Annotated in this window: 24 protein-coding genes and 1 tRNA gene; 5 read left to right on the forward strand and 20 right to left on the reverse strand. The window is 72.1% G+C overall.

The annotated features are described in order from the left end of the window. Positions 1 to 32: 32 nt before the first annotated feature. From AVP42_RS07260 to AVP42_RS07295, 8 genes are all read right to left on the reverse strand, one after another. Positions 33 to 1,730, reverse strand: a complete 1,698-nt coding sequence (locus AVP42_RS07260; protein WP_067947576.1) for a serine/threonine-protein kinase — start codon at positions 1,728 to 1,730, stop codon at positions 33 to 35. Further along, the gene (locus AVP42_RS07265; RefSeq protein WP_067947577.1) at positions 1,727 to 3,181 is read right to left on the reverse strand and encodes a penicillin-binding protein 2; all 1,455 of its coding nucleotides are present in this window, start codon (positions 3,179 to 3,181) and stop codon (positions 1,727 to 1,729) included. Before AVP42_RS07265 ends, AVP42_RS07260 begins: the two co-directional genes overlap by 4 nt. After that, the gene (locus AVP42_RS07270) at positions 3,178 to 4,575 is read right to left on the reverse strand and encodes an FtsW/RodA/SpoVE family cell cycle protein (RefSeq protein WP_067947578.1); all 1,398 of its coding nucleotides are present in this window, start codon (positions 4,573 to 4,575) and stop codon (positions 3,178 to 3,180) included. The genes AVP42_RS07265 and AVP42_RS07270 overlap by 4 nt, the downstream gene beginning before the upstream one ends. Then, the gene (locus AVP42_RS07275) at positions 4,568 to 5,800 is read right to left on the reverse strand and encodes a Stp1/IreP family PP2C-type Ser/Thr phosphatase (protein ID WP_067947579.1); all 1,233 of its coding nucleotides are present in this window, start codon (positions 5,798 to 5,800) and stop codon (positions 4,568 to 4,570) included. Before AVP42_RS07275 ends, AVP42_RS07270 begins: the two co-directional genes overlap by 8 nt. Positions 5,801 to 5,803: 3 nt before the next feature. Then, on the reverse strand, positions 5,804 to 6,334 hold the full coding sequence (locus tag AVP42_RS07280) for an FHA domain-containing protein (protein ID WP_067947580.1): 531 nt from the start codon (positions 6,332 to 6,334) through the stop codon (positions 5,804 to 5,806). Further along, positions 6,331 to 7,077 carry a DUF3662 and FHA domain-containing protein gene (locus AVP42_RS07285; protein WP_067947582.1) on the reverse strand — a complete coding sequence of 249 codons (747 nt, stop codon included), beginning with the start codon at positions 7,075 to 7,077 and terminating at the stop codon, positions 6,331 to 6,333. The genes AVP42_RS07280 and AVP42_RS07285 overlap by 4 nt, the downstream gene beginning before the upstream one ends. A 99-nt stretch (positions 7,078 to 7,176) precedes the next feature. Next, complete coding sequence (locus AVP42_RS07290; protein WP_067947584.1) at positions 7,177 to 9,696, reverse strand: glycoside hydrolase family 65 protein; 2,520 nt, start codon at positions 9,694 to 9,696, stop codon at positions 7,177 to 7,179. Continuing rightward, a complete protein-coding gene (locus AVP42_RS07295; RefSeq protein ID WP_231878577.1) occupies positions 9,693 to 10,421 on the reverse strand; it encodes an HAD-IA family hydrolase in 729 nt (242 codons plus the stop codon). The genes AVP42_RS07290 and AVP42_RS07295 overlap by 4 nt, the downstream gene beginning before the upstream one ends. 340 nt (positions 10,422 to 10,761) lie before the next feature. On the opposite strand from AVP42_RS07295, the gene AVP42_RS07300 reads away from it, so the two are divergent. After that, positions 10,762 to 10,845, forward strand: a tRNA-Leu gene (locus AVP42_RS07300). 82 nt (positions 10,846 to 10,927) lie between these two features. Then, entirely contained in the window at positions 10,928 to 11,593 is a 666-nt protein-coding gene (locus AVP42_RS07305; RefSeq protein WP_067947587.1) for a phosphatase PAP2 family protein, read from the forward strand. Positions 11,594 to 11,644: 51 nt separating this feature from the next. On the opposite strand, the gene AVP42_RS07310 is transcribed toward AVP42_RS07305, so the two are convergent. After that, positions 11,645 to 12,367 carry an SOS response-associated peptidase gene (locus tag AVP42_RS07310; RefSeq protein ID WP_082847066.1) on the reverse strand — a complete coding sequence of 241 codons (723 nt, stop codon included), beginning with the start codon at positions 12,365 to 12,367 and terminating at the stop codon, positions 11,645 to 11,647. A 225-nt stretch (positions 12,368 to 12,592) separates the two neighbouring features. Between AVP42_RS07310 and AVP42_RS07315 the strand changes: the two genes are divergently transcribed. Then, complete coding sequence (locus AVP42_RS07315) at positions 12,593 to 14,344, forward strand: LVIVD repeat-containing protein (protein ID WP_197466981.1); 1,752 nt, start codon at positions 12,593 to 12,595, stop codon at positions 14,342 to 14,344. Between the two features lie 115 nt (positions 14,345 to 14,459). Here the strand turns inward: AVP42_RS07315 and AVP42_RS07320 are convergent, their stop codons facing one another. From AVP42_RS07320 to AVP42_RS07360, 10 genes are all read right to left on the reverse strand, one after another. Next, positions 14,460 to 15,116: a DUF305 domain-containing protein gene (locus tag AVP42_RS07320; protein WP_197466982.1), complete on the reverse strand. Its 657-nt coding sequence runs from the start codon at positions 15,114 to 15,116 to the stop codon at positions 14,460 to 14,462. Between the two features lie 131 nt (positions 15,117 to 15,247). Beyond that, positions 15,248 to 15,421 carry a hypothetical protein gene (locus AVP42_RS16415; RefSeq protein WP_157356752.1) on the reverse strand — a complete coding sequence of 58 codons (174 nt, stop codon included), beginning with the start codon at positions 15,419 to 15,421 and terminating at the stop codon, positions 15,248 to 15,250. Between the two features lie 103 nt (positions 15,422 to 15,524). Further along, on the reverse strand, positions 15,525 to 16,535 hold the full coding sequence (locus AVP42_RS07325) for an SDR family oxidoreductase (RefSeq protein WP_067947593.1): 1,011 nt from the start codon (positions 16,533 to 16,535) through the stop codon (positions 15,525 to 15,527). A 77-nt stretch (positions 16,536 to 16,612) separates the two neighbouring features. Continuing rightward, positions 16,613 to 17,848: a non-homologous end-joining DNA ligase gene (ligD, locus tag AVP42_RS07330; protein ID WP_067947599.1), complete on the reverse strand. Its 1,236-nt coding sequence runs from the start codon at positions 17,846 to 17,848 to the stop codon at positions 16,613 to 16,615. Between the two features lie 9 nt (positions 17,849 to 17,857). Then, positions 17,858 to 18,853 carry a hypothetical protein gene (locus AVP42_RS07335; protein ID WP_067947605.1) on the reverse strand — a complete coding sequence of 332 codons (996 nt, stop codon included), beginning with the start codon at positions 18,851 to 18,853 and terminating at the stop codon, positions 17,858 to 17,860. Positions 18,854 to 18,916: 63 nt separating this feature from the next. Then, complete coding sequence (locus AVP42_RS07340; RefSeq protein ID WP_067947606.1) at positions 18,917 to 19,408, reverse strand: hypothetical protein; 492 nt, start codon at positions 19,406 to 19,408, stop codon at positions 18,917 to 18,919. Between the two features lie 76 nt (positions 19,409 to 19,484). Beyond that, positions 19,485 to 20,729: a cytochrome P450 gene (locus tag AVP42_RS07345; RefSeq protein ID WP_157356753.1), complete on the reverse strand. Its 1,245-nt coding sequence runs from the start codon at positions 20,727 to 20,729 to the stop codon at positions 19,485 to 19,487. Between the two features lie 66 nt (positions 20,730 to 20,795). Next, positions 20,796 to 21,140, reverse strand: a complete 345-nt coding sequence (locus AVP42_RS07350) for a CDGSH iron-sulfur domain-containing protein (RefSeq protein ID WP_082847067.1) — start codon at positions 21,138 to 21,140, stop codon at positions 20,796 to 20,798. Further along, positions 21,137 to 22,237, reverse strand: a complete 1,101-nt coding sequence (locus tag AVP42_RS07355) for an iron-containing redox enzyme family protein (RefSeq protein ID WP_308198884.1) — start codon at positions 22,235 to 22,237, stop codon at positions 21,137 to 21,139. The genes AVP42_RS07350 and AVP42_RS07355 overlap by 4 nt, the downstream gene beginning before the upstream one ends. Positions 22,238 to 22,344: 107 nt before the next feature. Then, positions 22,345 to 23,442 carry a PLP-dependent aspartate aminotransferase family protein gene (locus AVP42_RS07360; protein WP_082847068.1) on the reverse strand — a complete coding sequence of 366 codons (1,098 nt, stop codon included), beginning with the start codon at positions 23,440 to 23,442 and terminating at the stop codon, positions 22,345 to 22,347. Between the two features lie 203 nt (positions 23,443 to 23,645). On the opposite strand from AVP42_RS07360, the gene AVP42_RS07365 reads away from it, so the two are divergent. Then, positions 23,646 to 24,563, forward strand: coding sequence for a DNA-3-methyladenine glycosylase (locus AVP42_RS07365; RefSeq protein WP_067947608.1), 918 nt, complete (start codon positions 23,646 to 23,648; stop codon positions 24,561 to 24,563). Positions 24,564 to 24,628: 65 nt separating this feature from the next. Here AVP42_RS07365 and AVP42_RS07370 read toward each other — a convergent pair whose 3' ends face one another. Next, positions 24,629 to 24,997, reverse strand: coding sequence for a metalloregulator ArsR/SmtB family transcription factor (locus AVP42_RS07370; protein ID WP_067947609.1), 369 nt, complete (start codon positions 24,995 to 24,997; stop codon positions 24,629 to 24,631). Between the two features lie 90 nt (positions 24,998 to 25,087). Between AVP42_RS07370 and AVP42_RS07375 the strand changes: the two genes are divergently transcribed. After that, positions 25,088 to 26,410, forward strand: coding sequence for an NAD(P)-binding domain-containing protein (locus AVP42_RS07375; protein ID WP_067947611.1), 1,323 nt, complete (start codon positions 25,088 to 25,090; stop codon positions 26,408 to 26,410). Positions 26,411 to 26,419: the final 9 nt, after the last annotated feature.

Raw genomic sequence — 26,419 nt, forward strand, 5'->3', positions numbered from 1 at the left:
TTCCTCCGATCGGTAGGGCTCTCGGCTGCGGACTAGGGCGCGACGGTCACCGGGGCGGCCGGCGAGAACGGCGAGTCGAGCTGGCCGCAGAAGTACCGGTAGGTCACCTCGAACGACTGGCTGCCGGCCTGCACGTTGACGCTCCGCGTGTTGGCGCCGACGGGGCTCGGCGCGGTCGCGTCTCCCGTCACGGCGACCTCGTACCCGCTGAGCTGTTGGCCGGAGGGGCAGCTCGCCGCGGGCCAGCTGACCTCGACGAGACCGCCCGGCTCGACCTCGGCCGGGTTCACGGTGGGCGCGTTGCCCGGGGCGCTCGGGGTCTCGGGAGCGCCGAGGTAGGTGACCGTGATCGCGGAACCGACGGCGAGGGTGCCGCTCGGGTTCACGTCGGAGACCGTGTTGGCCTGGTCGGGCGAGGTCGCGGCCGCACCCTGCTGGGTGGTGACGGCGAATCCCGCCTGCTCGAGCTCGGCGCGGACCTCGTCGACGTTCCGGCCGATGTAGGCGGCCCGGTCGACGACCACGGTCTGCGGTGCCTCCGTGGTGGGCGGCGGGGGCGCCTCGCTCGTCGTCTGCGGGGGTGCCGAGGTGGTCTGCGGCGGGGTCGAGCGCGTGGGGTTCGGTTCGTCGCCGCCTCCGTTGAGTGCGAGGGCGATGAGCGTGCCGATCAGCACGAGCGCGAGCAGGATGATGAGCACGATGAGCGGCCAGGTCCACGGGCTGCGCTTCTTCTTCTCGGGCTCGCCGAGCTCCTCCTCGGTCTCGGTCGTGGTGACCGCGGCCGCGCCGGCCGGGAGGACGGTCGTGGCGGCCGTTCCCGGGCCGGACTGCTGGGGCAGGATCGCCGTGGCGGCGGTCGCGCCGGCCGCGGCGCCGAGCACCGCGGGCACCGCGGCGGCAGCGCCGCGCACGTCGCCCCGACGGAGGGCGTTCGCCGCGCGCGCCAGGTGCGCGGCGGTCTGCGGCCGATCGGCCGGGTTCTTCGCGATGCACGAGTAGACGAGGTTGCGCACCGGCTCGGACACCGTCACCGGAAGGTCGGGCGGCGTCTCGTTGATCTGCGCCATCGCGATCGCGACCTGCGACTCGCCGGTGAAGGGACGGCGGCCCGCGAGCGCCTCGTAGGCGACGATGCCGAGCGAGTAGATGTCGGTCGTCGGCGAGGCCGGGTGTCCGGACGCCTGCTCGGGCGAGAGGTACTGCACGGTGCCCATGACCTGGCCGGTCGCGGTGAGCGGCACCTGGTCGGCGATCCGGGCGATGCCGAAGTCGGTGATCTTGACGCGCCCGTCGGGCGTGATGAGCAGGTTGCCGGGCTTGATGTCGCGGTGCACGAGGCCCGCGGCGTGCGCCGCCTGCAGCGCGCTCGCGGTCTGGGCGACGATGTCGAGCACCTTGTCGGTGGGGAGCACGTGCTCGCGCTCGAGGATCGTCGAGAGGGCCTCGCCGGGGACGAGCTCCATCACGAGGAAGGCGCTGCCCTCCTCCTCTCCGTAGTCGAAGACGTTCGCGATGCCCTCGTGGTTGACCAGCGCAGCGTGGCGGGCCTCGGCGCGGAACCGCTCGAGGAAACCGGGGTCGCCGAGGTACTCGTCCTTGAGGATCTTGATGGCGACCTGCCGCCCGATGACGAGGTCGGTGGCCTGCCACACCTCGCCCATGCCGCCGATGGCGATCCGGGACTGCAGTTCGTAGCGCCCACCGAAGGTGAGCCCTGCGCTCGGTCTCATTTGTTCAGCACCGCCTCTAGTACCTTCTTCGCAACCGGCGCGGCAACACCGTTGCCGAACCCTTCCTGACCTAGTCCCCCGCCGTCTTCCACGAGGACCGTGATCGCATACTGAGGGTCGTCGGCGGGGGCGAACCCGGTGAACCAGAGGGTGTATGGATCGTCCTCGCCGTTCTCCGCGGTTCCGGTCTTACCGGCCACGCTGACGCCGTCTATTCTTGCATTACTCGCCGCGCCGTTCTCGACGCCGTCCACCATCATCTCGGTCATGGTCTGGGCCGTCTGCGCGCTGATCGCACGGCCGAACTCCGAGGCCGAGAACTCCTCGATCGTGCGGAAGTCGGGTGCCGTGATCGAGTCGACCAGGTCGGGGTTCATGACGATCCCGTCGTTGGCGATCGCCGCGGAGACCATCGCCATCTGCAGGGGCGTCGCCCGCACGTCGCCCTGCCCGAATCCGGTGAGCGCGGTCTGCGGCTCGTCGGGGTCGCCGGGGTACGTGCTGGTCTCGGTCGGGTTGGGCGTCGTGAAGTTGGAGTTGAACCCGAACTTCTCCGCCTGCGCACGGATCGCGTCATCGCCGAGCTGGAGCGCGAGCTCGGCGAACGGGATGTTGCACGAGAGCCGGAGCGCCGTCGCCAGCGTGACCTCCGAGCCGCCGCCGCACGTGCCGCCGCTCGAGTTGCGGACGACCGAGCTCGTGCCGGGCAGCGTGAACTCGGCCGGGTTGGGGAAGGTGCTGTCGGGCGTGAACTGCCCCGACTCCAGCGCGGCGGCGGTCATGACGAGCTTGAACACCGATCCGGGCGGGTTCATGTCGCCGCCGGTGGCGCGGTTGAAGAGCGGGTCGCCCGGATCCTCGACGAGCGCCTGGTAGGTCTCCTCGACCTGCGTGCCGCTGTGCACCGCGAGGGCGTTCGGGTCGTACGTGGGCTTCGTGACCATGGCGAGGATGCGGCCGGTCGCGGGCTCGGTCACGATGACGGCACCCGTGTAGTCGCCGAGGGCATCCCAAGCCGCCTGCTGCGCGACCGGGTCGATCGCGACCTCCACGGAGGCGCCCATCGGGTCCTGCCCGGAGATCAGCCGGTTCAGGGAGTCGAAGAACTGGGACTCGGACTGGCCGCTGAGCACGGGGTTCAGCGACTGCTCCAGGCCGGTCGCCTCGCCGTTCACCGGGATGAAGCCGGTGATGGGCGCATACAGCGGGCCGTTGGCGTAGATGCGCTGGAACTTGTAGTCGTCGTCGCTCGGCTCGGAGTACGCGATGGGCTCCCCGCCGACGAGGATGGGGCCGCGTTCGACCGAGTAGCTCTCGTACAGGGTGCGGGCGTTCCGGGGGTCGGCGGCGAGGTTCGACGCCTGGACGTACTGGATGACGGTCGTCGCGACGAACAGCGTCAGGAACATGAGGAGGGCGACGATCGTCACGCGCTTGAGTTCTCGGTTCATCCGTCGATCACCAGCCTCGGGTGGTTGCGAACCGTGTCGGACAGTCGGAGGAGGAGGGCCACGATGATCCAGTTCGCCACGAGCGAGGATCCGCCGGCGGCGAGGAACGGCGTGGTGAGGCCCGTCAGCGGGATGACGCGGGTCACGCCGCCGACGACGATGAAGACCTGCAGCGCGACCACGAACGACAGGCCGACGCCGAGGAGCTTGCCGAAGTCGTCCTGGCCGGCGAACCCGATGCGGAAGCCGCGCGCCACGAAGAGGACGTACAGGCCGAGGATCACGAAGACGCCCGCGAGCCCGAGTTCCTCGCCGAGGCTCGCGATGATGTAGTCGCTCTGCGGCACGGGCGTGAGGTCGGGGCGGCCCTGGCCCAGCCCGGTGCCGATGAGGCCGCCGTTCGCGAGCCCGAACAGCCCCTGCACGAGCTGGTATGACCCGCCGGCCGCCTCGTACACCTCCGGGTTGAACGCGTCGAGCCAGTTCCGGAACCGGCCGTTGACGTACTCGAGCGTCTGGCTCGCGATGATGGCGCCGCCGAAGAACAGCGCCAGCCCGAGGACGACCCACGAGAGCCGGCTGGTCGCGACGTACAGCATGACGAGGAACAGGCCGAAGTAGAGGAGCGCCGTTCCGAGGTCGCGCTGGAAGACGATGACCGACATCGACAGCGCCCAGACGACGAGGAGTGGCCCGAGGTCGCGGGCCCGCGGGAACTTCATGCCGAGGAAGCGGCGGCCCACCATGGACAGCGAGTCGCGGTTGCGCACGAGGTAGCCGGCGAAGAAGACGGCCAGCGCGATCTTCGCGATCTCACCCGGCTGGAAGGTGGCGATGTCGCCGAAGCCGATCCAGACCCGCGCTCCGCTCACCTCGCGTCCGAGCCCCGGGACGAGCGGCAGCAGGAGCAGCACGATCGCGATGAGCCCCGACACGTAGGTGTAGCGGAACAGGGTCCGGTGGTTGCGCAGCAGCAGGATCGTCGCGATCGCGGCGATGATCGCGATCGCGCTCCACACGATCTGGCGCACGGCGGCGCTCTGCCAGCCCGCGTCGCCGTACGCGATGTCGATGCGGTAGATCATCGCGATGCCGAGGCCGTTGAGCAGCGTCGCGATCGGCAGGAGGAACGGGTCGGCGTCGCGCGCGACGAACCGCATCGCGATGTGCAGTCCGAACACGAGCGCCGACAGGCCGGCGCCGAGCAGCACGAGCTGGGTGTCGACGCGTCCCATCGCGCCGAGCTGCACGAGCACGATCGCGCCCGCGTTGATGAGGCACGCGGCGAGCAGCAGCCAGAACTCGAGGTTGCGCAGCTTCTGGGGCAGGCGGATGCGGCGGACGCCCTCGGTGGCGGGCGCGCGCTCGTCGGGTCGGGTGGCGCGGTCAGTCAACGGATTCCCCCAATCGCGCCACGATCCGCCGCGCCTCCTCGAGGGAGCCGGCGCTGATCGTCTGTTCGACGCGTTGCTGGTCGTAGGTCCGCAGGTCGGCGATGTCGATCGGCGTCTCGGAGTGCAGCTGGCTCAGGGTGATCGGCCCCAGGTCCTGCTGGATGCCCTGGTAGATCGCCACGCGGCCGTTGTAGTCGCCGACGTAGTAGCGGGTCTGAGTCCACTGGTAGCCGACGGCGAACGCGGTGACGATCGCGCCGATGAGGAGGACGATCCAGAGGCTCCAGATCATCCGGCGGCGACGGCGACGCCGTTCGTCCTCTTCGATCAGCTCGTCGAAGTACTCCTCCGAGTCCGGCTCGAAGTGCGTCTCCTGCACCGGGTGCGGACGGAACGGGGTGAGGCGGATGCCGGGTCGGCGGGCGGGTTCGGGTGTGCCGAACGCGAGCGGCGCGGCGGCGGAGCCGACGACGAGCGGCGGCGTGTCGGGTGCGGGCGGGTCGCCGATGTCGACGACGACGACGGTGACGTTGTCGGGCGCGCCGCCGTCGAGGGACGCCTTGACGAGGCGGTCGGCGACCTGCTTCGCGCCCGCGTCGGACGAGAGCATCTCGTGGATCTCGTCGAACGGGACCACGCCCGAAAGCCCGTCGGAGCAGAGCATCCACCGGTCGCCCGGGTGCGTGTCGATGACGAGCGTGTCGATCTCCGGCGAGGCCTCCACGTCGCCGAGCACGCGCATGAGCACCGAGCGCCGCGGGTGCACCATGGCCTCCTCGGCGGTGATGCGGCCGGCGTCGACGAGTCGCTGCACGAACGTGTGGTCGGTGGAGACCTGGCTCAGCTCGCCCGAACGCAGGAGATAGACGCGCGAGTCGCCGATGTGGGCGATGACGACGCGGTCCTGCTGGACGAGCATCGCACTCACCGTGGTGCCCATGCCGGTCAGCTCGGAGTGGTCGGCGACCGTCTCCTCGAGCGTGCGGTTGGCCGAGAGCAGCGACTGCTCGAGCGCGGCCACGGCCTCGGCGGATGACGCGTAGTCGGTGTCGGCGACCTCGGCGATGCGCTGCGTGGCGATCGCGCTCGCGACGTCGCCGCCGGCGTGGCCGCCCATGCCGTCGGCGACGAGGAACAGCCGGCGGCCGGCGTACCCGGAGTCCTGGTTGTTCGAGCGGACCCGTCCGACGTGCGAGACCGCAGCGCTCGCCTTGACGCTGGCCATGGGCTACCGCCGCAGCTCGAACGTCGTCGCCCCCACCTTGACGGTGGCTCCGAGCGGGATGGGCTGCGGCACGGTGACCCGGGAGCCGTTGAGGAACGTGCCGTTGGTGGAGTCGAGGTCCTGGATCATCCAGCGGCCGTTCCACAGCATGAGCCGGGCGTGGTGCGTCGAGGTGTAGTCGTCGCGGATGATGATCGCGGAGTCGCTGGACCGGCCGATCGTGATCTCATCGCGACCGAGGGGGAACTCGGCGCCGGCCTTGGCGCCGGAGGTGATCACGAGCCGGGTGGCGTTCTCGCTCGTGGCATCCGCACCGCCGCCCGAGGGCGGGGCCGGTCGGTTGACCGCGGCGGTGGGGGCCGCGGGCCCGGCCGACGGGGCCGGTGCGGGTCCGGCTGCTGCGACATCCGGCTGCAGCTTTCGCACGCGCTGGCCGAAGAGGTCGCTGCGGAGCGCGTACACGATCGCGAAGACGAACACCCACAGCAGAACGAGGAAGCCGAGCTGGAGGACGAGGAGGGTCAGTTCACTCATTCGGCCGGCCCCCAGAAACCGCCCGCATCGCGGCGCTGACCGGGGTCGACTCGTCGCCCGACGGCGGTGTCGGACGGATCGGCTTGGGCGAGCACCCGGAACACGATACGCGAGCGCCCGATGCTGATGACGGAGTCGGGCTCGAGCACCGCCTCCTTCACGGGGGCGCCGTTCAGCTGCGTGCCGTTCGTCGATCCGAGGTCGCGCAGGCGCGCGCGCTGGCCGTCCCACTGCACCTCGACGTGGCGGCGCGAGGCGCCGGCGTCATCGAGCGTGACATCCGCTTCGCTGCCGCGGCCGATCACGGTGCGGCCCTTGAGGAGCGGGTACCGCCGGCCGTCGACGTCGAGCACCGGGGTCCACGCGACGCGGCCCTTCACGTTCTGCGAGTCGACCTGGACCATGCCCTCGGCCAGGCTCGTGTCGGCCTGCAGCTCGATGCGGATGCCGCCGGCGAACTGGAAGCGCTGGCTCGCCGCGTGCTTCTGCACGAGGTCGACGAGCTCGTCGATGAGCGCCGGTCCGAGCGACGACATGCGCTCGTAGTCGGCGGGAGACATGCGAACCGCGAACCGGTTCGGCACGAGGACGCGGTCGCGCGAGACGACCGCCGCCTTCGTGTCGATCTCGCGCTTGAGCGCCGCGGTGATCTCGACGGGCTGCAGCCCCGAGCGGAAGGTCTTCGCGAAGGCGCCGTTGACGGCGCGCTCGAGACCCTTCTCGAAGTTGTCCAGTAGGCCCACAGGTCTCCCGTCCGGTCCGTGACTCGACTGACATGCTAGCCCCAGCCCGTGCGAACGCGCCGGGGACGGCCCGGAACGATGCGGTTCCGGGATGCGGCGTCAGTCGAAGACGGCGGCCGCCTCCTCTTCATCGACGTCGAGCGACAGCGTCGGGATCGACGCGGTCAGCAGGGTGCCGTCGGCGCGGCGGGTGCCGCGCACGTTCTGCATGGTCGGCGCACCCACGCGGCGCGCGCCGTGGCCGTCGAGCGCGACCACGAGCGGGGCGCCGGGGCTGACGACGAGACGCTCGCCGCGCACCTCGAGCGGCACTGTGGCATCCGCTTCGCCGTCTTCGATCGTGAACCGGATCGCCTCGGCCGTCAGGTCGACGCGGATCCGCGTGCCGCGCAGCGTGAGGCGGAACGACAGGCGGTCCCAGCCGTCGGGCAGGCGCGGGTCGAACGTGAACCGGCCGTTGTGGTCGCGGAAGCCCCCGAAGCCGGAGACCAGCCCCGCCCAGACGCCGCCCGTCGACGCGACGTGCACGCCGTCGGCCGCGTTGTGGTGCAGGTCGGCGAGGTCGACGAACAGCGCCGAGCGGAAGTACCGCAGCGCCAGCTCGTGGTAGCCCACCTCGGCCGCGATGATCGACTGCACGACCGCCGACAGCGTCGAGTCGCCCGTGGTCAGCGGGTCGTAGTACTCGAAGTCGGCGAGCTTCTCCTCGGTCGTGAAGCGGTCGCCCTGCAGGTAGAGGGCGAGCACGACGTCGGCCTGCTTCAGCACCTGGAAGCGGTAGATCACCAGCGGGTGGTAGTGCAGCAGCAGCGGCAGGTGGTTGTCGGGGGTGTGCTCGAGGTCCCACAGCTCCTTCTCGAGGAAGGCCGAGTCCTGCGGGTGCACGCCGAGCTGCGGGTCGAACGGGATGTGCATGTGCGCCGCCGCGCGCCGCCAGCTCGCCACCTCGGCCGGCGTCACGCCGAGCCGCTCGACGAGGCGCTTGTGGGCGTCGGGGTGGTTCACCTGCAGGTTGTCGACAGCGGATGCCGCGGCCGCGAGGTTCGCCCGCGCCATGACGTTCGTGTAGAGGTTGTCGTTCACGACCGTCGTGTACTCGTCGGGGCCCGTGACGCCGTGGATGTGGAAGACGTCGTCGGTGTTGGTGCGCCAGAAGCCGAGGTCCTCCCACATGCGGGCGGTCTCGACGAGGATGTCGATCGCACCCCGCGCGAGGAAGTCCTCGTCGCCCGTGGCCGCCACGTACTGGCACAGGGCGTAGGCGATGTCGGCGTCGATGTGGTACTGCGCCGTGCCGGCGGCGTAGTACGCGCTCGACTCGAGCCCATTGATCGTGCGCCACGGGAACAGGGCCCCGCGCTGGTTCAGCTCGAGCGCGCGGGCGCGGGCGGCGTCCAGCATCCGCTGCCGGAACCGCAGCACGTTGCGGGCCACGATCGGCGCCGTGTAGCTGAGGAACGGCATCACGTAGATCTCGGAGTCCCAGAAGTAGTGGCCGCCGTAGCCCGAGCCCGACACGCCCTTCGCCGCGACGCCGCCGCCGTCGGTGCGGGCGGTCGCCTGCGCGAGCTGGAACAGGTTCCAGCGCGTCGCCTGCTGCAGCTCCGGCTGACCGGCGATCTCGACGTCGGACCGCGCCCAGTAGTCGTCGAGCCAGGCGTGCTGCTGCTCGAACAGCTCGGCCACGCCGACCTCGGCGCCGCGGTCGAGCGTGCGGTCGCAGCGGTCGACGAGTTCGCGCGCCGGCACCTTGCGGGCGGTGTGGTAGCTGATCAGCTTGGTGATGCGGATCGGCACGCCCTGCCGCGCGCGCACCCGGTAGGTGTGCTTCGCGAGGTCGTCGCCGATGTAGCCGGTCTCGGTGAACTCGTTGTCGGTCGCGATCGAGTGCCGCGCGCCGACCGAGATGGTCATGCCCGAGTTCGTGCACTGGTAGCCGAGGATGTAGTGCCCGCCGTCGCCGCGCTGCACGCGCGGCTGGAGCACCCGCTCGGTGAAGGTCTCGGCCTTGCGCGGGTCGAAGGCGCCCGGCGCCTCGGTCACGCCGGCGCGGTACTCGTCGCGGCCGTCCTGCCGGTTGAGGATCTGGCTGGAGATCGTCACCGCGGCGTCGGCGTCGAGCAGCTCGACCTCGTAGTCGATGACGCCCAGGTGGCGGTCGGTGAAGCTCGTCATGCGCCGGCTGGTGATGAGCACGCGCTTGCCCGACGGCGTGCGCCACTCGATGCGGCGGCTGAGGAAGCCCAGGCGGAAGTCGAGGCGGCGCTCGTACGACATGATCTCGGCCTCGGTGATGACGAGCGGCTCGTCGTCGACGTAGAGGCGGATCGTCTTGGCATCCGGCGCGTTCACGATGGTCTGACCGACCCGCGCGAAGCCGAACGCCTCCTCGGCGTGGCGGATGGGCCAGGTCTCGTGGAAGCCGTTGATGAAGGTGCCGTGCATGTGGCCGTCACGGCCCTCCTCGACATTGCCGCGCAGGCCGAGGTAGCCGTTGCCCACGGCGAACAGCGTCTCGGTGCGGCCCATGTCGTCGGCGCCGAACTCGGTCTCGACGAGCGCCCACTCGTCGACGGGGAAGATCGAGCGGTTCAGGGGGTCGGTGTCGGCGAACCTCATGCGCGGTCCTCTTCGGTGGTGGTGCGTGCGGGGGTCGTGGGGTCGCCGTCGTTGCGAACGGCGGATGCCTCGCCGGCGCGCTCGAGCGCCGGGATGAGCTCGTCGAGTTCGTCGACGATCACGTCGGCGCCGAGTTCGATCAGCGCATCGCGGCCCACGCCGCGGTCGACGCCGACGACGAGGGCGAACGGACCGGACGCGCCGGCCTTCACGCCGGACTCCGCGTCCTCGATGACGGCGCACTCCTCGGGCGGCAGCCCGAGCAGCTCGGCCGCGCGCAGGAACATGTCGGGTGCGGGCTTGCCGGGGACGCCCTCGCGCGCGGCGACCGCGCCGTCGACGACGACCTCGAACCGGTCGGCGATGCCCGCCGCCTCGAGCACCGCGGGCGCGTTCTTCGAGCTGGAGACCACGGCGACCTCGCCGCCGGCGCGCTCGATCGCGTCGAGCAGGGCGACGCTCGCCGGGTACGGCCGCACGCCCTCCTCGGCGAGGGTCTGGTTGAACGCGTCGTTCTTGCGGTTGCCGAGCCCGTGCACGGTGTCGAGCGTCGCGGCATCCGTCACCTCGCCCTCGGGCAGGGTGATGCCCCGGCTGGCCAGCAGCGAGCGGACCCCGTCGTAGCGCGGCTTGCCGTCGATGTACGCGTAGTAGTCGGCGTCGCGGTAGGGCTCGGCGCCGTGCGCCTCGAGGAACGGCGCGAACAGCCGAGCCCACGCGTGCATGTGCACCACGGCCGTCGGCGTGAGCACCCCGTCGAGGTCGAAGAGCCAGCCGCGGATGCCGCCGAGCTCGACCTCGGACGGGTCGACGGGCGCGCTGATGCGCAGGCTCGCGCGATCGTCGCGGGGGTGGGTCACGGGCGATCCTTTCGATCGGGGGAACTGGTCGGGGCGCCGGTGCCGGTAGTCAAGGCTATGCCCGCGTCGAGGGGCGGCGCGAGGGGTTGCAGCGACTCCGAGCGGATGCCGAGGTCGGGCGGTTGGGGGAGGGGGAGTGGGCGGATGCCACGCGCAGGTATGTTAGTCTCGGTTGGCTGGTTCGCACCTGTGTGGGAGCTGGTATGCGCAAGTGGCGGAATAGGCAGACGCGCACGGTTCAGGTCCGTGTGCCCGTGAGGGCGTGGGGGTTCAACTCCCCCCTTGCGCACCGAAGCAAACGGCCCGGGTCATCGACCCGGGCCGTTCTTCGTTTCCGGGCGGCCGGCGCCCGGGTGGCTAGGCTGCCGGGCATGCACGCGTTCCTGCGCTCCTTCGTCCTCCCGGCGCTCGGGGCGATCGCGGTGCTCGCCGGCGCTGGCCGGATCATCCGGGTCGTGGGCGGCGACGACCCGCGCGAGGACCGGGCGGTCCGCGCGCTCCAGTCCGCGTTCGGGCACGGACCCGACGCCGCGCCCGTCGAGCCGGCCGAGCGTCGCGAGGTGCTCGATCGGGTCACCGGTCCGCTCTCGTGGTACTCGGGCGTGCCGCAGACGATCGGGAACGGGGCGTTCTGGTGCGGCTGGATCTCGGTGCTCACGCGCGACTGGCGCTCCGCCGCAGCGCCCGGCGCGGCGCTCGCGCTCGAGACCGCGTGCTTCGTCGGATCCGCGGCCCTCGTGGGTCGACCGCGACCGCATGGCGTGTGGCGGCCCGAGCAGCCGCACGCGACCTCGTCGTTCCCCTCCGGGCACACGGCTGCGGCCGTCGCGCTCCACACCACGCTGGCCGACCTCGTCGACCGGTACGGGCTGCGCGGGTCCCGCGTCCTCGGGCCGCTGCTGCGGTACGTGATCCCGGGCGGGATCGCGTTCTCGCGGATCTATCGCGGGCAGCACCACGTCTCGGACACGGTCGCGGGGGTCCTGCTCGGGAGATGGAGCGCCCGAGTGGTCCGGCGGGCGCTGCTGTCGCGGTAGGCGGGGCGTCGTCTCGTCACACGTCGCGACGATGCGCGGCGGGCGGGCTGCTCAGAGGAGCGTCGGCTCGTCGCCCAAGGGCTCGATGAGGCCCGGGTCGTGGGGGTCGATGCGGCGGTGGTTGTTCACGCGCGGGTCGACCTCGTACTCGGTGATCGTCGGCGCGACCCGGTCGGACTGCGCGAGGAGGAAGTCGACCATGGCCTGCGCGTCGCCGGGGGAGAGCTTGGCGGGGTCGAGGTAGTGGTCGACCGCGTCGAGGGGGAGGTACACCGGCATCCGGTCGTGGATCTCGCCGGACGCATCGCGCGCCTCGCGCGTGATGATCGAGGTCGAGACCTCCCAGGTGTCGTCGTCGAGCTTGCGCGCGGTGGAGATCGCGGCGGCGGCGAGGAGGTCGTCGGGCCCGTGCAGGTAGTGGGCGCGCTTCTTGCCCGGCTCGCCCGTCCATTCGTAGTAGCCGCGCATCGGCACGATGCAGCGGCCGGACGCGAAGGCCCCCTTCCACAGCCCGTTCGTCGCGACGGTCTCGATGCGACTGTTGAACTGCGGCCGCTTCGACTCCTTCATGAATGCGGGATGGAAGTCCCAGCGGGCCGGCTCGAGCCGCCGGACGAACTCGCCCGTGTCGGACTTCGCCCGTTCGCGCACGATCGGGATCGTGTCGGTGGGGGCGAGGCTGTACGAGGGCCGCCAATCGGCGAAGTCGTTCTCGGCGTCGAAGACCGCGGTCAGGTCGTCGACCTCCTGCGAGACCACGAAACGTCCGCACATGATGACGCGAGCCTACGCCCCGCGACCGACAGATCGGGCGGTAATGTGAGGAAAGCTCGGAAAGCGGTTGCTGACATTCGGCCGATTCATAGCTATGTTGGGGCCAGAGATGGCCCCAGGAGGGCTCGAGCCGCACGACGAGGTGCGGCTCGACTGCATCCCGAAGGGCTCGATCGCTACCGCGAAAGAGAGGGCACCACTTCCATGAGAAACACGACTGAACCCGTGCGACGGCGCAGGCGCGCCATCGCCGCGGCCGGAGCCTTCGTGCTCGGCGCGTCGCTGATGACCGCCACGGCCGCCGCCGCCGAGGACGACCCCCGCGTCGGCATGCCCGGCGGCTACCTCGACGCCCCCGTCGCCACGAGCGGCGTCGAGCTGCTCGAGAGCATCCCGCGCCAGGGCGCGTTCGACGCCGCCCCGGGCAACTTCAGCTACGTGAACTCCGACCTGGCCTTCACGGGCGACCACGCCATCGTGGGCAACTACAACGGCTTCCAGGTCTACGACGTCTCCGACCCGGCCGCTCCGACGCTGAAGTCGCAGTTCGTCTGCCCCGGCGGCCAGGGTGACGTCTCGGTCTACGGCGACCTGCTGTTCATGTCGGTCGAGGAGGCGCGCGGTCGCATCGACTGCGGCACGACGGCGATGCCCTCGGTGAGCGCGGAGCGCTTCCGCGGCATCCGGATCTTCGACATCAGCGACATCGACAACCCCGTGCAGCTGCCCGGCGTGCAGACCTGCCGTGGTTCGCACACCCACACGGTCGTCACCGACCCGGATGACCCGAACAACGTGTACCTCTACAACTCGGGCACGTCGAGCATCCGCTCGGCCCTCGAGCTGGCGGGTTGCAGCACCGGCAATGCGACGAGCGAGAACCCGACGCAGTGGCGCATCGACGTCATCAAGGTGCCGCTCGCGGCCCCTGAGACGGCGTCGATCGTGAGCCAGCCGCGCATCTTCCAGAACTACGAGACCGGCGCGGTCAACGGCCTGCAGAACGGCCCGACCCAGCCGCGTCACCCGTCGGGCGGCACCTACTCGCCGAGCCCGAACACCAACACCTGCCACGACATCACGGCCTTCCCGGAGATCGGGCTCGCCGCCGGCGCGTGCCAGGGCAACGGCATCCTCCTCGACATCTCCGACCCGGTGAACCCGGTGCGCACCGATGCCGTGGCGGACGTCAACTTCGCGTACTGGCACTCGGCGACCTTCAACAACGACGGCACGAAGGTGGTCTTCACCGACGAGTGGGGCGGCGGCACCGGAGCACGATGCCTGCCCGACCAGCCGGCGTGGGGCGCCAACGCGCTCTTCGACATCGTCGACGGCAAGCTGCAGTTCGCCAGCTACTACAAGCTGCCCGCACCGCAGACCGCCCAGGAGAACTGCGTCGCCCACAACGGCACGCTGATCCCGGTGCCGGGCCGCGACATCATGGTGCAGGCGTGGTACCAGGGCGGCATGTCGATCTTCGACTTCACCGACACGGCGAACCCGACGGAGATCGCCTTCCTCGACCGCGGTCCGCTCAACCCCAACGCGCTCACCCTGAGCGGGTACTGGTCGACCTACTGGTACAACGGCAACATCCTCGGCAGCGAGATCGCTCGAGGATTCGACTCGATGGCCCTCACCCCGACCGGGCAGCTCTCGGCCAACGAGATCGCCGCCGCCGGTGAGATCGAGTGGGACGAGCTCAACGCGCAGCTCCAGGGCAAGTACGAGCACGCGCCGAGCCTCGCCGTCGCCGGGTCGTACGTCGACCAGGCCGAGCGCGCCGGCACCCTGACGGGCAAGGCCCTGACCGAGGTGCGCAAGCACCTGGCCGAGGCCGGCGTGCTCGTCGCCGACGGCTCGAGCAAGCGCGCGATCATCGCGCAGCTCGACAACGCCATCCGCAAGGCCGGCCCCGGTGCCGACGCCAGCGTGATCCAGGCGCTCACCGAGTTGAAGGCCTCCTTCAGCTGACGCCTCGGCGGGGAGGCCGCCGCGGCCTCCCCGCCCGACACGACGATGCCCGGCGCTCCTCGAGCGCCGGGCATCGGTGCGTCCGGGGCTCGGTACCGCCGAGCCCGCGGGACGATCAGGTGCGGTCGGCGAGCATCTGCTGCATGCGCGTGATCTCGATCCCCTGGTCGCTCTCGACGTGGCGAGCGAACTGGCCGATCGACGCCTCCTGCCCGCCGCCGGCGGCCCACAGGTCGGCGGTCATCTCCATCGCGCCCTGGTGGTGCTGGATCATGTACTCGAGGAACAGCCGGTCGAACTCGGCGCCCTTCGCCGCCTCGAGCTCGGCGAGCTGCTCGTCGGTGAGCATGCCGGGCATGTCGTGGCCGCCGCCGTGACCGCCGTGCTCGTCGCGGAGCGGCGTGCCGCGCTCCTGCAGCCACGCGGCCATCTGGTCCATCTCGCCGTCCTGGCTGAGCCGCATCCGCTCGGCGAGCAGGCGGATGTCGCGGTCGCGCGTGCGATCCTCGACGTACCCGGTCATGGTCAGCGCCTGCTCGTGGTGCAGGATCATCATCTGCATGTACTCGATGTCGGCCTCGGTGTGGCCGGCCTGCTCGAGCGAGGCCGCCTCCTCGGGCGACATGGTGCGGTTCGGCTCTCCCGGTGCACCGAGCTGCACGATCGGACCGGTCGGCTCCGGGACCTCCGGCGCACCGGGCGTGCAGGCGGTCAGGCCCAAGCCGAGCGCGACCGTCGTGCCGAACACCAGGGATCGCCGGAGCACCGTCATCCTGAGTACCTCATCTTCGTCGAAGAGCATCGGACGACCGGCGATGGGTGCCACCGCCGGTCGGATGCGTTCCATTCAACTCGAAACCGGCGGGATGCGCGAATGGCGCCGAGCGGACGTTCAGGCGGCGGTCAGCGACCGCCGAACTCCTCCTGGTCGTCCTCCGGGTCGGCCACGTCCTCCATGACGACCTCGGTGTCGTCCTCGCCGACGCCCTCGCTCTCGAGCTCCAGCTCGTACTCGACCTCCGCCTCGCGGCCCTTGTCGTAGCCCCGGCCCAGCGGGTTGTCGAAGTTGATGGTCATGGGGTTCCCCTTCCCTCATCGCGGGCACCGCTCGGTCGTCGGGCGGGTCGCGTGCAGTCAGGCTAGTCCGGCGGGCGGTGCCGGTGGAACGGGTTGACGCGGATCAGCGGCGCGGCAGCGCGAGGATGCGCTCGAACGCGGCATCCGCCACCGGGTCGACCTGCTGCAGCTCGGGGTGCGCGTCGTGGAACTCGATGATGCGCCGCGCGCCCTCGTCGAAGGTCACGGTGGTGCGGAACTCGGGCACGAGCGCCTTCACCTTCGCGTTGTCGAACACCATCGAGTGCGCCTTGTCGCCGAGCAGTCCCGGCCCCCACTCCGGGTGCACGGCGGCGATGGTCTCGGATGCCACGTGCACGAACTCGGGATCGGCGACGCCCGCCGCCTCCGCCAGCCAGCCGTAGATCTGGTTCCAGGTGGGCGCGTGGTCGCCCGTGATGTGGAACGTGTCGCCGACGGCCATCGGGTTGCCGAGGATGCCGACGAAGGCGACGGCGAAGTCCGAGTGGTGGGTGATGGTCCACAGGCTCGTGCCGTCTCCGTGCACGACGACGGGCCGGGCGGCGCGCATCCGGGCGACGTCGGTCCAGTGCCCCAGCGTCGGCAGCAGCGTCGCGTCGTAGGTGTGGGAGGGGCGCACGATCGTCGCCGGGAACCCGCGCTCGCGCATGGCCGCGACGAGCAGGTCCTCGCAGGCGATCTTGTCGCGCGAGTAGTCCCAGACGGGGTTCACGAGCGGCGTCGACTCGGTGACCGGCAGCCGGCTCGGCGGCGTCTGGTACGCCGAGGCCGAGCTGATGAAGACGTACTGGCCGATGCGCCCCTCGAACAGCTCGAGGTCGACCCGCACGTGGTCGGGCGTGAACGCGGTGAACTCGCACACGACGTCGAACTCGAGCGGGTCGCCGCCCTGCCGGCCGAGGGCCTCGCGCACCGAGTCGGGGTCGCGGATGTCGCCGACGACCTGCCGCACCTCCGGTGGCAGCGGCCTGAGGCTCGACGATCCGCCGCGGTTCAGCACCGTCACGTCGTGTCCGACGGCCACCGCGCGGGCGACGCACGCCGAGCTGATGATGCCGCTGCCGCCGATGAAGAGGATCCGCTTCGAGCTCATCGGACCATGCTGTCATCTTCGGGGGGCGGTGGGGGTCTCGGTACGGGTGCTTCGCGTCCTACTCGACCACCGGGTGGTCAGCCGGTGCGGCCCGCCCAGGGGTCGTAGTCGACGAGGAGCGGTTCCTGCTCGGGCCGCTCGCCCTCGGGCACGTGCTGCAGGTTGATGCGCACGCGGTACCAGAGCGAGCTCGATCCCCGCATGCCGTCGAGCATGACGTCGGCGGGCGACAGGTGCGCCACCACGTCGGCGTGCGCCGACTTCCAGCGTTCGAGCGCGTCGAGCGCCTCGGGCTTGGTCTCGGTGCGGGCGACCTCGATGAGCGGCATCCGCGACTCGCGGCGACCGGTGCCGCCCGACGCGTTCGACCCGCGCGGCGCCTTCTCGGCCGGGCCGAGCTCCTCTGCCAGGCGGAGCAGCCCCTCGAGCCCGCCGGCGGCATCGTCGATGCCTGCGTGCGGGTCGCCCAGCTCGGCGAAGCGCTCGAGCACGGTGGCCACGGTGAACTCCTCCGGTCGACGCGTGCGCACCTCGGCCCAGTCGAGCGGCGTCGAGACCCGAGCGTCGGGCAGCGGGCGCACCGAGTAGGCGGATGCGACGGTGCGGTCCTTCGCGTTCTGGTTGAAGTCGACGAAGACGCTCTCGCCGCGTTCCTCCTTCCACCAGCGCGCGGTGGCGAGCCCCGGTGCACGGCGCTCGACCTCGCGCGCCAGGGTCTCGGCGGCGAGGCGCACCTCGCGGTAGTCCCACTCGGGGCGGATGCGGACGAGCAGGTGCATGCCCCGCGAGCCCGAGGTCTTCGGCCAGCCCACGAGCCCGTGGTCGTCGAGCACGTCGCGCGCGATCATCGCGACGTCGACGATCTGCGACCAGTCGACGCCCGGCATCGGGTCGAGGTCCACGCGCAGCTCGTCCGGGTGGTCGAGGTCCTCCGCTCGCACGGGATGCGGGTTGAGGTCGAGGCAGCCGAGGTTCACGACCCAGGCCAGGCCCGCGGCATCCCGCACCACCGCCTCTTCGGCCGACGTGCCCGACGCGTACCGGAGCGTCGCGGTGTCGATGAAGTCCGGATGGTTCTCCGGGACGCGCTTCTGGAAGAACGGCTCCTGGCCGATGCCCTTCACGAAGCGCTTCAGCACCATGGGCCTGCCGCCCGCGCCCCGCAGCGCGCCGTCGGCGACGGCGACGTAGTAGTTCACGAGGTCGAGCTTGGTGAGGCCGGCGTCGGGGAAGACGACCTTGCCGGGATGGCTCACGCGGACGTCGTGGCCCCCGACGTCGAGGACCACCGCGTCATCCTTCGCGGCCGCCACGACACCACACTATGGGGTGACGGATGCCGGCGCGACGGGCACGCCGTGCCCGTCGCCGGAGGCGGACGGGCCGTCCTCCTCGCCGCCCCAGTCCTGTTCGGCGGCGTCGGCCTCGTCGTCGACGGCCGGCGCGGCCGGGAGCAGCTGCATGAGGATCGCCCCGGCCAGGCAGGCCGCGCCGACCAGCGCGAGCAGCGACGCGACGGGTGAGGCGTCGCCGATCGGCCCGCCGAAGGTCGAGGCGAGCTGTTCGCCGAGCCCGATGCCCGCGCCCCACAGGAAGAAGCTCGTCGCGTGGAGGAGCAACAGTCCGCAGGTGACCACGAGGTGGGTGTTCACGAGCCCGCGCGCCGCACCGACGAGGGCGGCGACGGCTGCGGCGATCGTGACGAACGCGGCGCCGAACGCCCACACGGCCGGCGTGGCGTCCACCCCGCCGGGGCCGGCCCCGAGCACGAGGTAGATCTGACCCATGTCGAGCGCGGGCACCCGCGCGAGCGGATTCCACAGCAGCAGGTGCAGGGCGCCCAGCGCGATCACGAGGAGGTTCGCCGTCGCGAGCACGGCGACCGCGACCGGCACGCGCCCCGGCGGTGACGGATCACGGCGGTGCTCCGCGACCCCGAAGACGATGAGCGCGTACCCGATGACGGCCGCGGCGAGGGCGAGGAGGATGAGGAACGGCGAGCGCGCCGCGCCCGACAGCTGCACCACGATGGGCGTCGCCACCGCGGCCGCCACCGCGAGGGCGCGCCGCCAGGCGGCCGGTTCGCCCGCGGTCAGCAGGAGGGCCGTGCCCACCGGCAGCGCGACCCACACGCCGGCGAACTCCATGGCCTGCGAGGCCGCCGCGACGATGGCGCGCCACTGCTCGGAGGGGAACGTGAGCAGCGCGAGGTCGACCGAGACGCTCGTCGCCGCCAGGATCACCGCCGCCGCGAGGAACGAGACGCCCGCGCGAGCGTGCCGACCCGCGAAGGGGGAGCGTCGCGGCATCCGGGCCATGGCGACCTCATCTCGTGCTCGGCAGCGCGTGCCGTTGCCACCAGATTGGCACGGATGCCGGTGTCAGGGAACCGGGTTGCGTTCCGTCGGCACCGGGTCCTGCCGCTCGCCCCGCGCGGAACGGGGAACGGCGGCGTGCGCCCACGGATGCAGCAGGTCGAGGAGGACGAGCACCGCGGCGAGCTCGACCACGCCCATCACGAAGTACAGCGCCTGCAGCGGGCTGAACGGGATGTAGATCATCTGGACGAAGATCCACACGAGGATGCCGAAGCCGGCCACCGCGGCCGCGAGCATCGCCCAGCGCATGCGGCGTGCGACCATCACGAGCGCGACGGCCTGCGTGCCGCCCACCACGAGGCCGAGCGCGAGGCCCGGCAGGAGCGTCGACGCGAACGGCGAGCCGGCGAGGTACGAGTCCGGGATCGCGATCGGCGACCCGCCGAGGTCGACGACCGCACCGATCACGAGCATCACCCCGCCCAGCACCGACGTCACCGCCGTGAAGCCCAGCGCGGACAGCAGGACGATCCGCGCGACGCGCTGCAGCGACATCCGTCACCACCCCCTCGATCGGACCTGTCCAGCATGGCGCCGCCGGGTCGTCGGCCAGGGGACCAAAGCCCCGGCGTCAGTCGCGCATCTGCACGCGAAGCCGGTCCATCGGCAGTGCGGGGATGTGCCGGAGGCTGATCCGCAGGTCCTGGTCGGGCACCGAGAACGGGCGCGTCGCGGCGAGCTGCGCGAACCGGGCGGTGAGCGCGATCGTCGCGGCTTCGCCCGGGCACCGGTGCCCGGTGGCGGCGTCCCCGCCGCCCTGCGGGACGAGGGTGTTCGGATCGCCGTCCCAGCCCTCGAACCGCTCGGGCAGGAACCGTCCCGGTTCCTCCCAGATGCGCTCGTCGTGGTTCGTCGCGTAGAGGTCGAGGATGACGCGGTCGCCGGGCTCGAAGTCGCGGCCGCGCCAGTCGAACGGGCGCTGCACCGTGCCGGAGATGACGGGGAAGAACGGGTAGAAGCGCCGCACCTCGTTGGCGACGCGGGTCGCCGCGTCGGCGTCGCGCTCGACCTTCGCATGCCACTGCGGGTGGGTGTGCATGGCGTGCACGGTGAACACGAGGTACCGGCTGACCGCGACGATCGGACGCAGCAGGTTCAGCACCTCGACGGCGGCGACCTCCTCGGGCAGCGGTGCGCCGTGGTCGTCGGAGCCGTCGGCGATCGTGCGGATCGCCGAGTCGGGATCGGCCTGCACGCGGGCCGCCCGCACGTCGGCGACGAGCTCGGCGGCCCACTCCTCGGCACCGCGGCGCCGCACCCTGGCGACCCAGTTCACCGGGCCGATCGAGCTCGCCCGGTCGACCATCGCGGCGAGCCGGCCGGCGAGGTCGCGGTCGTCGACGCGGTCGGCCGGGATGCCCGCCCACGACAGCGCCGCGCGCGTCAGCACGAGGTTGCCGAGGTCGTACAGGGGCACCTCGTGGCCGGCGTGCTCGGCGCGCACGCGGGTCCACTCGCGTTCGAACGCCGCGACGAGCCGGGCGACGCTCGTGTCGTCGAGCATGCGCATGAACATGCTCTTGCGGTGCCGGTGGGGCGGGCCCTCGAGGGTCTGCACGCTGCCTTCGTCCTGCAGCAGGTGCTGCACCGACGACGGCATGGCGCGTTCGCGCGAGAACCGGTCGCCCTCGTAGAAGACGGATGCCGCCTCGCGCCCGTGCATCACGGTCGCGCGCATCCCGGCCAGCCGAGCCTCGAACGCGTCGCTGCCGAGCTTCCGGAACCGGCGGGTGCCGTAGAGGTAGCCGTTCTTGAGGAACGCCAGCGTGTCGTCGGGGGCGGGTGAGCGGGGGATCACGGTAGGGGTGTCGCTCATCGTTCCACGGTAGGCCGGATCGGCCGGGAGCGGGGACGGGGTTGACGATCGTCCGCCCTGCACCGCTCAGTCGGGACGATCGGATCCCGCCCCGACGGGAGCCTCGGTCCCATCCGTCCGCTCGACGAGCGCCGCGGCCTCCGCCGCGGTGAGCGGCTCGGCGAGGGTCACCGCGGGCGTGCGCGCCGGCGGCTCGGTGCGGAACCCGATCGACTTGTGCGAGCCGTCGCAGAACGGGCGCGTCGCCGACGCGCCGCAGCGGCACAGCGCCATGGTGCGGCGCTGGCCGTCGAGCGGTCGGCCCTGTTCGTCGACGAGGTCGATGTCGCCGCGCACGATCAGCGGCCCGTTGGCGCAGGCGGTGACGGTGACCGGCCGGGCGGATGCCGCGTCGCGGGACGTGCGGCTCATGGGAGCGGCATCCGCAGCGCCGACTCACCGCGCTCGAACGCCTCGCGGAGCCCGCCCCACAGGCGGCCGTCGATCGTGAGGCACGCCGACGCCCCGAAGAGGATGTCGTCGACGAGCGCGGGCTCGGTCTCCGCGAGCCCGCCGGCGAGGTCGTTCGCCGCGAGCTGCTCGTGCACCGCGTCGGCCTCGACGTGCTCGTCGAAGTACTCGACGACCTGCGGGTCGAAGCCGAGCCGGCGCAGGCCGCGCGCGTAGGCGCGGCACGGCAGCGACGAGGTCATCTCGTACGCGGCGAGGTGCCCGACGATGGCGCCGCGCCACCGCCGGTGCAGGCCGAAGAACGACATGAGGTTCATCGACGCGTAGACGCGCGCCGGGACGTGGTCGGCGTAGGCGCCGTACCGGTCGTCGAGCCCTGCCGCGCGGAGTGCCGCCCCGTAGAGCGCCGCGTGCTGGCGTTCCGGGCGACCGTCGCCGTACTCGTCGGCCTGGATCTCGACGAGCGCCACCTTGGCACGGCCGTGCAGGCGCGGGATCGCCCACGTGTGCGGGTCGGCTTCCTTGAGCGTGTAGATCGACCGGCAGGCGAGCACCTCGCGCACCTGCTCCTCGGTCGCGTCGCGCTCGACCCACGCCGAGAGCCCCGGGGTGTCGTCGAGCGAGGTCAGTTCGAAGAGCGCCTCGGGCACGCCGCGCGTGGCGGTCGGCTGCGGCACCGTCCGGCGGAGCGCGAGCTCGAACGCGCGCTCGAGGTCGAGCCGCACCTGCAGGAGCCGCGGCTCCCACTCCCAGCTCTCGGGCACGCCCTCGATACCGCCGTAGTGCAGCTCGTAGAGGAGGAACAGCGCGAGCTGGATGTCGTCGTCGTCGAGCACGTCGCGCGTGCGGGCGAGCGCACCGGTCGCGCTCGCGTCGACGAGGTCGAGCCCCGCCAGGCGCTGGTGCGTCATGGTGCGCAGCAGCGCCGCGCTGAGCGGACCGCGCGGCGACGGCGGCGACATGGGCCGCATGGGATCGGATGTCCCGTGGCCGGTCGGCTCGCCGTCGGGTCCGTCGTGCCCCGGATCGATCGGGGTCGGGGCGTCGGTCAACGTCACGTACCGCCTCCTCGCTTGTCGTGCTCGTCACGCTACGACGGTGCGACGCGGGCAGGCAGGGGGTTGACCGCCTCCACGGGCCGGACTACGGCCGACGGGCGCTCGGGTCAGTCGGTCGCGACCGGCGGCGCGGCCGCGTCGAGCGCGCGCTCGAGGTCGCGGACCAGGTCGTCGGGGTGCTCGAGTCCGACCGACAGGCGCACGAGTCCCTCGGGGATCGTCTCGGCCTCCGCGGGCCAGCGCCGACGCCGCTCGAGCGTCGACTCGACGCCGCCGAGGCTCGTGGCGTGCAGCCACACGCGCGTCGACTCGGCGACCCGCTCCGCGGCATCCGCCCCGCCCCGGACCACGATCGACACGATCGTGCCGAAGCCCGGGTACCGCACCTCCTCGAGCGCCGCATGCCCGTCGAGGCGCTCGGCGATCGCCCGCGCCGTCGACTGCATGCGCTCGAGCCGCACGGGCAGGGTGCGCAGGCCGCGCAGCGCGAGGAACGCCTCGAAGGCGCCCGGGATCGCGCCGTTGAGCCGACGGCGCTGCTCGATGCGGGCGAGCAGCTCCTCGTCGCGGCCGATCACGGCGCCCATGAGCACGTCGCTGTGGCCGGCGATCGACTTCGTCGCCGAGTGCACCGAGAGGTGCGCGCCCGCGTCGAGCGGATGCTGCAGCAGCGGGCCCGCGAAGGTGTTGTCGACCGCGAACAGGGCCCCGGCATCGCGCGCGGCCCGGCCGATCGCGTCGAGGTCGGCGACCTCGAGCGCGGGGTTGGTGGGCGACTCGATCCAGACCAGGTCGGCGCCGGCCGCGGCATCCGCGACTTGCGGCGCGTCGCGCACGTCGATGTAGCGCACCTCGACCTCGCGGGCGGCGGCGAGGTCGTCGAGCTGGCCGATCGTGCCCGTGTACGAGTGGCGGGGGGCGACGACGACGCCGCGCGTCGGCACGAGGTCGAACACGGCCGCGATCGCGGCGATGCCGGAGGCGAACGACACGCAGCGGCCGCCCTCGAGGGCGCCGAGGGCCTCCTCGAACGCGGTCCAGGAGGGATTGCCGTAGCGGCCGTAGGCGACGGGCCCGCCCGCCGAGTAGGTCGAGGTGAGGTGCACCGGCGTGTTGAGCGGCCCGTCGGGCACGCGCTCGGGCCGGCCGGCGTGGACGGCGAGCGTCTCGGGGTGCAGGTCGTGCAGGTCGTCGTGGTGGGTCACTGGGGCTCCTCGGGTCCGTGCGTCATCCGATCCTCCCGCACTCGACGCGGTGGCCGGGGTGGGGTTGCGGCGCGCGTTCCTTGACGCGAGCGCGCGGATCCGCGACGGGCGCGCGGCGAACGCACCGCGCGCTCGTCGCGGATCCGCGCGCTCAAGTGCCTCTGTCGAGGCTCCGCGTCAGCGGGAGGGCGCACACTGGAGGGGTGACCCCCGACCTCGCCCTCGACTGGCGGGCGCCGCACGAGACCTCGGTCGTGCAGACGCTCGGCCCGCTGCGGCGCGGCCCGGGCGATCCGGCGTTCGCGCTGGGGCCCGACGGGTCGGTGTGGCGCACGACGTCGACGGATGCCGGAGCGGCGACCCTGCGCGTCCGGCAGCTCGGTCCCGACCTGGTGCGGTGCGAGGCATGGGGTCCGGGGGCCGAGGCGGCCATCGCGCTCGCGCCGTCGATGCTGGGGGAGCGCGACGACACGTCGGCGTTCGCCCCCGACCTGCCCGTGCTCGCCGACGCGCACCGCCGCAATCCGGGCCTGCGCGTGCCGCGCACGGCGCGCGTGATGGAGGCGCTCGTGCCCGCGATCCTCGAGCAGAAGGTGATCTCGCTGCAGGCGCACGCCTCGTGGCGCCGGCTGCTCCAGCGCTTCGGGGCGGTCGCACCGGGGCCGACGCCCCGTCCCATGCGGGTCGTGCCGTCGGCGAGCGGATGGCGCGCCGTCCCGTCGTGGGAATGGCACCGTGCGGGCGTCGACCCGCGCCGTGCGGCGACCGTGCAGCGCGTCGCGGCGTACGCCGACCGCCTCGAGGAGGCGGCGGACCTGCCGCCGGCGGAGGCGATCGCGCGACTCACGCACTTCTCGGGCGTCGGGATCTGGACCGCGGCCGAGGTCGCCCAGCGCGCGCTCGGCGACGCCGATGCGGTCTCGGTCGGCGATTACCACATCGCGAACTACGTGGGCCATGCGCTGTACGGGCGCGACATGACCGACGACGAGATGCTCGAGGCGCTCGCGCCGTGGGCGGGCCACCGGTACCGCGTCATCCGCCTGCTCATGGCCGCGGGCGTGCCGGGCCGGCCGCGGCGCGGGCCGCGCATGGCGTTCGTCGACCACCGGGCGTACTGAGGCGAGCGGATGCCGCGGCTCGAGCCGCGCCGTCCCCTCGAGGGTGAGTGACGGCGACCCTCGGCTCAGCGCGAGCCGGTGACGTCGAGCAGCTGCGAGAGCTCGCCGAGCGCGCCGGGGACGAGGCGGTAGTACGCCCAGGTGCCGCGCTTGCTCCGGGTCAGGAACCCGGCCTCCATCAGGATCTTCAGGTGGTGCGACACCGTCGGCTGGCTGAGGCCGACGGGCTCGATGAGGTCGCACACGCACGCCTCCTCGCCGTCGGAGGCGGCGACGATCGACACGAGGCGCAGGCGGGTCGGGTCGGCGAGCGCCTTGAGCTTGCGGGCCAAGAGGTCGGCCTGGTCGGGCGCGATCGCCTCGCGCGTCAACGGCGCGCAGCAGACGGCGGCGGTCGGCTCGGCCATCGGGAGCAGCTGCGGGGTCGTGGTCATGCCGGCATCCTAGCTCGAATATTGACAAACTTCGATGGACTGGCCACACTCTGTATCGAAGTTCATCGATATCTCGGAGGCGCGCCCACCATGACCCTGATCGACCTCACCGCGCAGAGCCTGCAGGACCGCCGGCTCGCCACCCTCCCCGTGGCGATCATCGGCGCCGGCCCGGTCGGGCTGGCCGCCGCGGCCAACCTCGTCGAGCGCGGACTGGACTTCGTCGTCTACGAAGCCGGCGACGAGGTCGCCGCCAGCATCCGCACCTGGGGCCACACGCGGCTCTTCTCGCCCTGGAAGCACGTCGTCGACCCCGCCTCGCGTCGACTGCTCGAGGCCACGGGGTGGCTGGTGCCCGCACCCGACTCGCTGCCGTCCGGGGCCGAGCTCGTGGAGCGCTACCTCGAGCCCCTCGCGGCGCTCGAGCCGATCGCCTCCCGCATCCGGACCGGCGTGACGGTCGAGGCGGTCACCCGCCGCGGGATGGACCGCACGCGGACCGCGAACCGCGCGGCGACGCCCTTCCTGCTGCGCGTGCGCACCGCCGACGGCGTCGACGAGTTCACGGCGCGCGCCGTGATCGACGCCTCCGGCACGTACGACCAGCCCAACTCGCTCGCGTCGTCGGGCCTCGACCCGCTCGGGCTCGCCGAGGTCGCCGACCGCGTCACCCACGCGCTGCCCGACGTGCTCGGGCGCGAGCGCGCGCGCTTCGCCGGACGGCACACCACCGTCGTGGGGGCCGGCCACTCCGCGGCGAACACCCTGCTCGCGCTCGCCGAACTCGCGGAGGAGGAGCCGACGACCCGGATCACCTGGCTCATCCGCAACGCGAACGCGGTGCGCGTCACCACGTCGGAGGACGACGAGCTCGTCGCCCGCGCCACCATCGGCCGCCGGGTCGACCGGCTGGTGGCATCCGGACGCATCGAGGTCGTCGACCGGTTCGAGACGGTGCGCCTCGGACGCACCGATGCGGGCGTGCGACTCCACGGCCTGCGCGGTGACGACCTCGTCGAGCACGAGACCGACCTCGTCGTGAACGCGACCGGGTTCCGCCCCAACCTCGACATGCTGCGCGAGATCCGCCTCGACCTCGACGAGATCGTGCAGGCGCCGCGCCGGCTCGCTCCGCTCATCGACCCCAACCTGCACACGTGCGGCACGGTCGAACCGCACGGGTTCGCCGAGCTCGAGCACCCCGAGCCGGGGTTCTTCCTCGCGGGCATGAAGAGCTACGGCCGCGCGCCGACGTTCCTGCTCGCGACGGGGTACGAGCAGGTCCGCTCGATCACGGCCTGGATCGCGGGCGACCAGGCGGCGGCCCGCAACGTCGAGCTCGTGCTGCCCGCGACGGGCGTGTGCTCGACGAGCCTGCCCGCCGCCGCGGGTTCCTCGGGCTGCTGCGGGTGACGCGGGCGG

This window comes from Agromyces sp. NDB4Y10 (genome assembly GCF_001620055.1).
Classification (GTDB): Bacteria; Actinomycetota; Actinomycetes; order Actinomycetales; family Microbacteriaceae; genus Agromyces; species Agromyces indicus.

Coding starts and splice junctions, on each gene's coding strand:
- AVP42_RS16415 (WP_157356752.1), bottom strand. CDS start 15,421: ATGACCATCAACTTCGACAACCCGCTGGGCCGGGGCTACGACAAGGGC.
- AVP42_RS07350 (WP_082847067.1), bottom strand. CDS start 21,140: ATGAGCCGCACGTCCCGCGACGCGGCATCCGCCCGGCCGGTCACCGTC.
- AVP42_RS07370 (WP_067947609.1), bottom strand. CDS start 24,997: ATGACCACGACCCCGCAGCTGCTCCCGATGGCCGAGCCGACCGCCGCC.
- AVP42_RS07305 (WP_067947587.1), top strand. CDS start 10,928: ATGCACGCGTTCCTGCGCTCCTTCGTCCTCCCGGCGCTCGGGGCGATC.
- AVP42_RS07325 (WP_067947593.1), bottom strand. CDS start 16,535: ATGAGCTCGAAGCGGATCCTCTTCATCGGCGGCAGCGGCATCATCAGC.
- AVP42_RS07275 (WP_067947579.1), bottom strand. CDS start 5,800: ATGGCCAGCGTCAAGGCGAGCGCTGCGGTCTCGCACGTCGGACGGGTC.
- AVP42_RS07280 (WP_067947580.1), bottom strand. CDS start 6,334: ATGAGTGAACTGACCCTCCTCGTCCTCCAGCTCGGCTTCCTCGTTCTG.
- AVP42_RS07290 (WP_067947584.1), bottom strand. CDS start 9,696: ATGAGGTTCGCCGACACCGACCCCCTGAACCGCTCGATCTTCCCCGTC.
- AVP42_RS07335 (WP_067947605.1), bottom strand. CDS start 18,853: ATGGCCCGGATGCCGCGACGCTCCCCCTTCGCGGGTCGGCACGCTCGC.
- AVP42_RS07320 (WP_197466982.1), bottom strand. CDS start 15,116: ATGACGGTGCTCCGGCGATCCCTGGTGTTCGGCACGACGGTCGCGCTC.
- AVP42_RS07345 (WP_157356753.1), bottom strand. CDS start 20,729: ATGAGCGACACCCCTACCGTGATCCCCCGCTCACCCGCCCCCGACGAC.
- AVP42_RS07375 (WP_067947611.1), top strand. CDS start 25,088: ATGACCCTGATCGACCTCACCGCGCAGAGCCTGCAGGACCGCCGGCTC.
- AVP42_RS07310 (WP_082847066.1), bottom strand. CDS start 12,367: ATGTGCGGACGTTTCGTGGTCTCGCAGGAGGTCGACGACCTGACCGCG.
- AVP42_RS07295 (WP_231878577.1), bottom strand. CDS start 10,421: ATGCACGCGTGGGCTCGGCTGTTCGCGCCGTTCCTCGAGGCGCACGGC.
- AVP42_RS07340 (WP_067947606.1), bottom strand. CDS start 19,408: ATGTCGCTGCAGCGCGTCGCGCGGATCGTCCTGCTGTCCGCGCTGGGC.
- AVP42_RS07260 (WP_067947576.1), bottom strand. CDS start 1,730: ATGAGACCGAGCGCAGGGCTCACCTTCGGTGGGCGCTACGAACTGCAG.
- AVP42_RS07265 (WP_067947577.1), bottom strand. CDS start 3,181: ATGAACCGAGAACTCAAGCGCGTGACGATCGTCGCCCTCCTCATGTTC.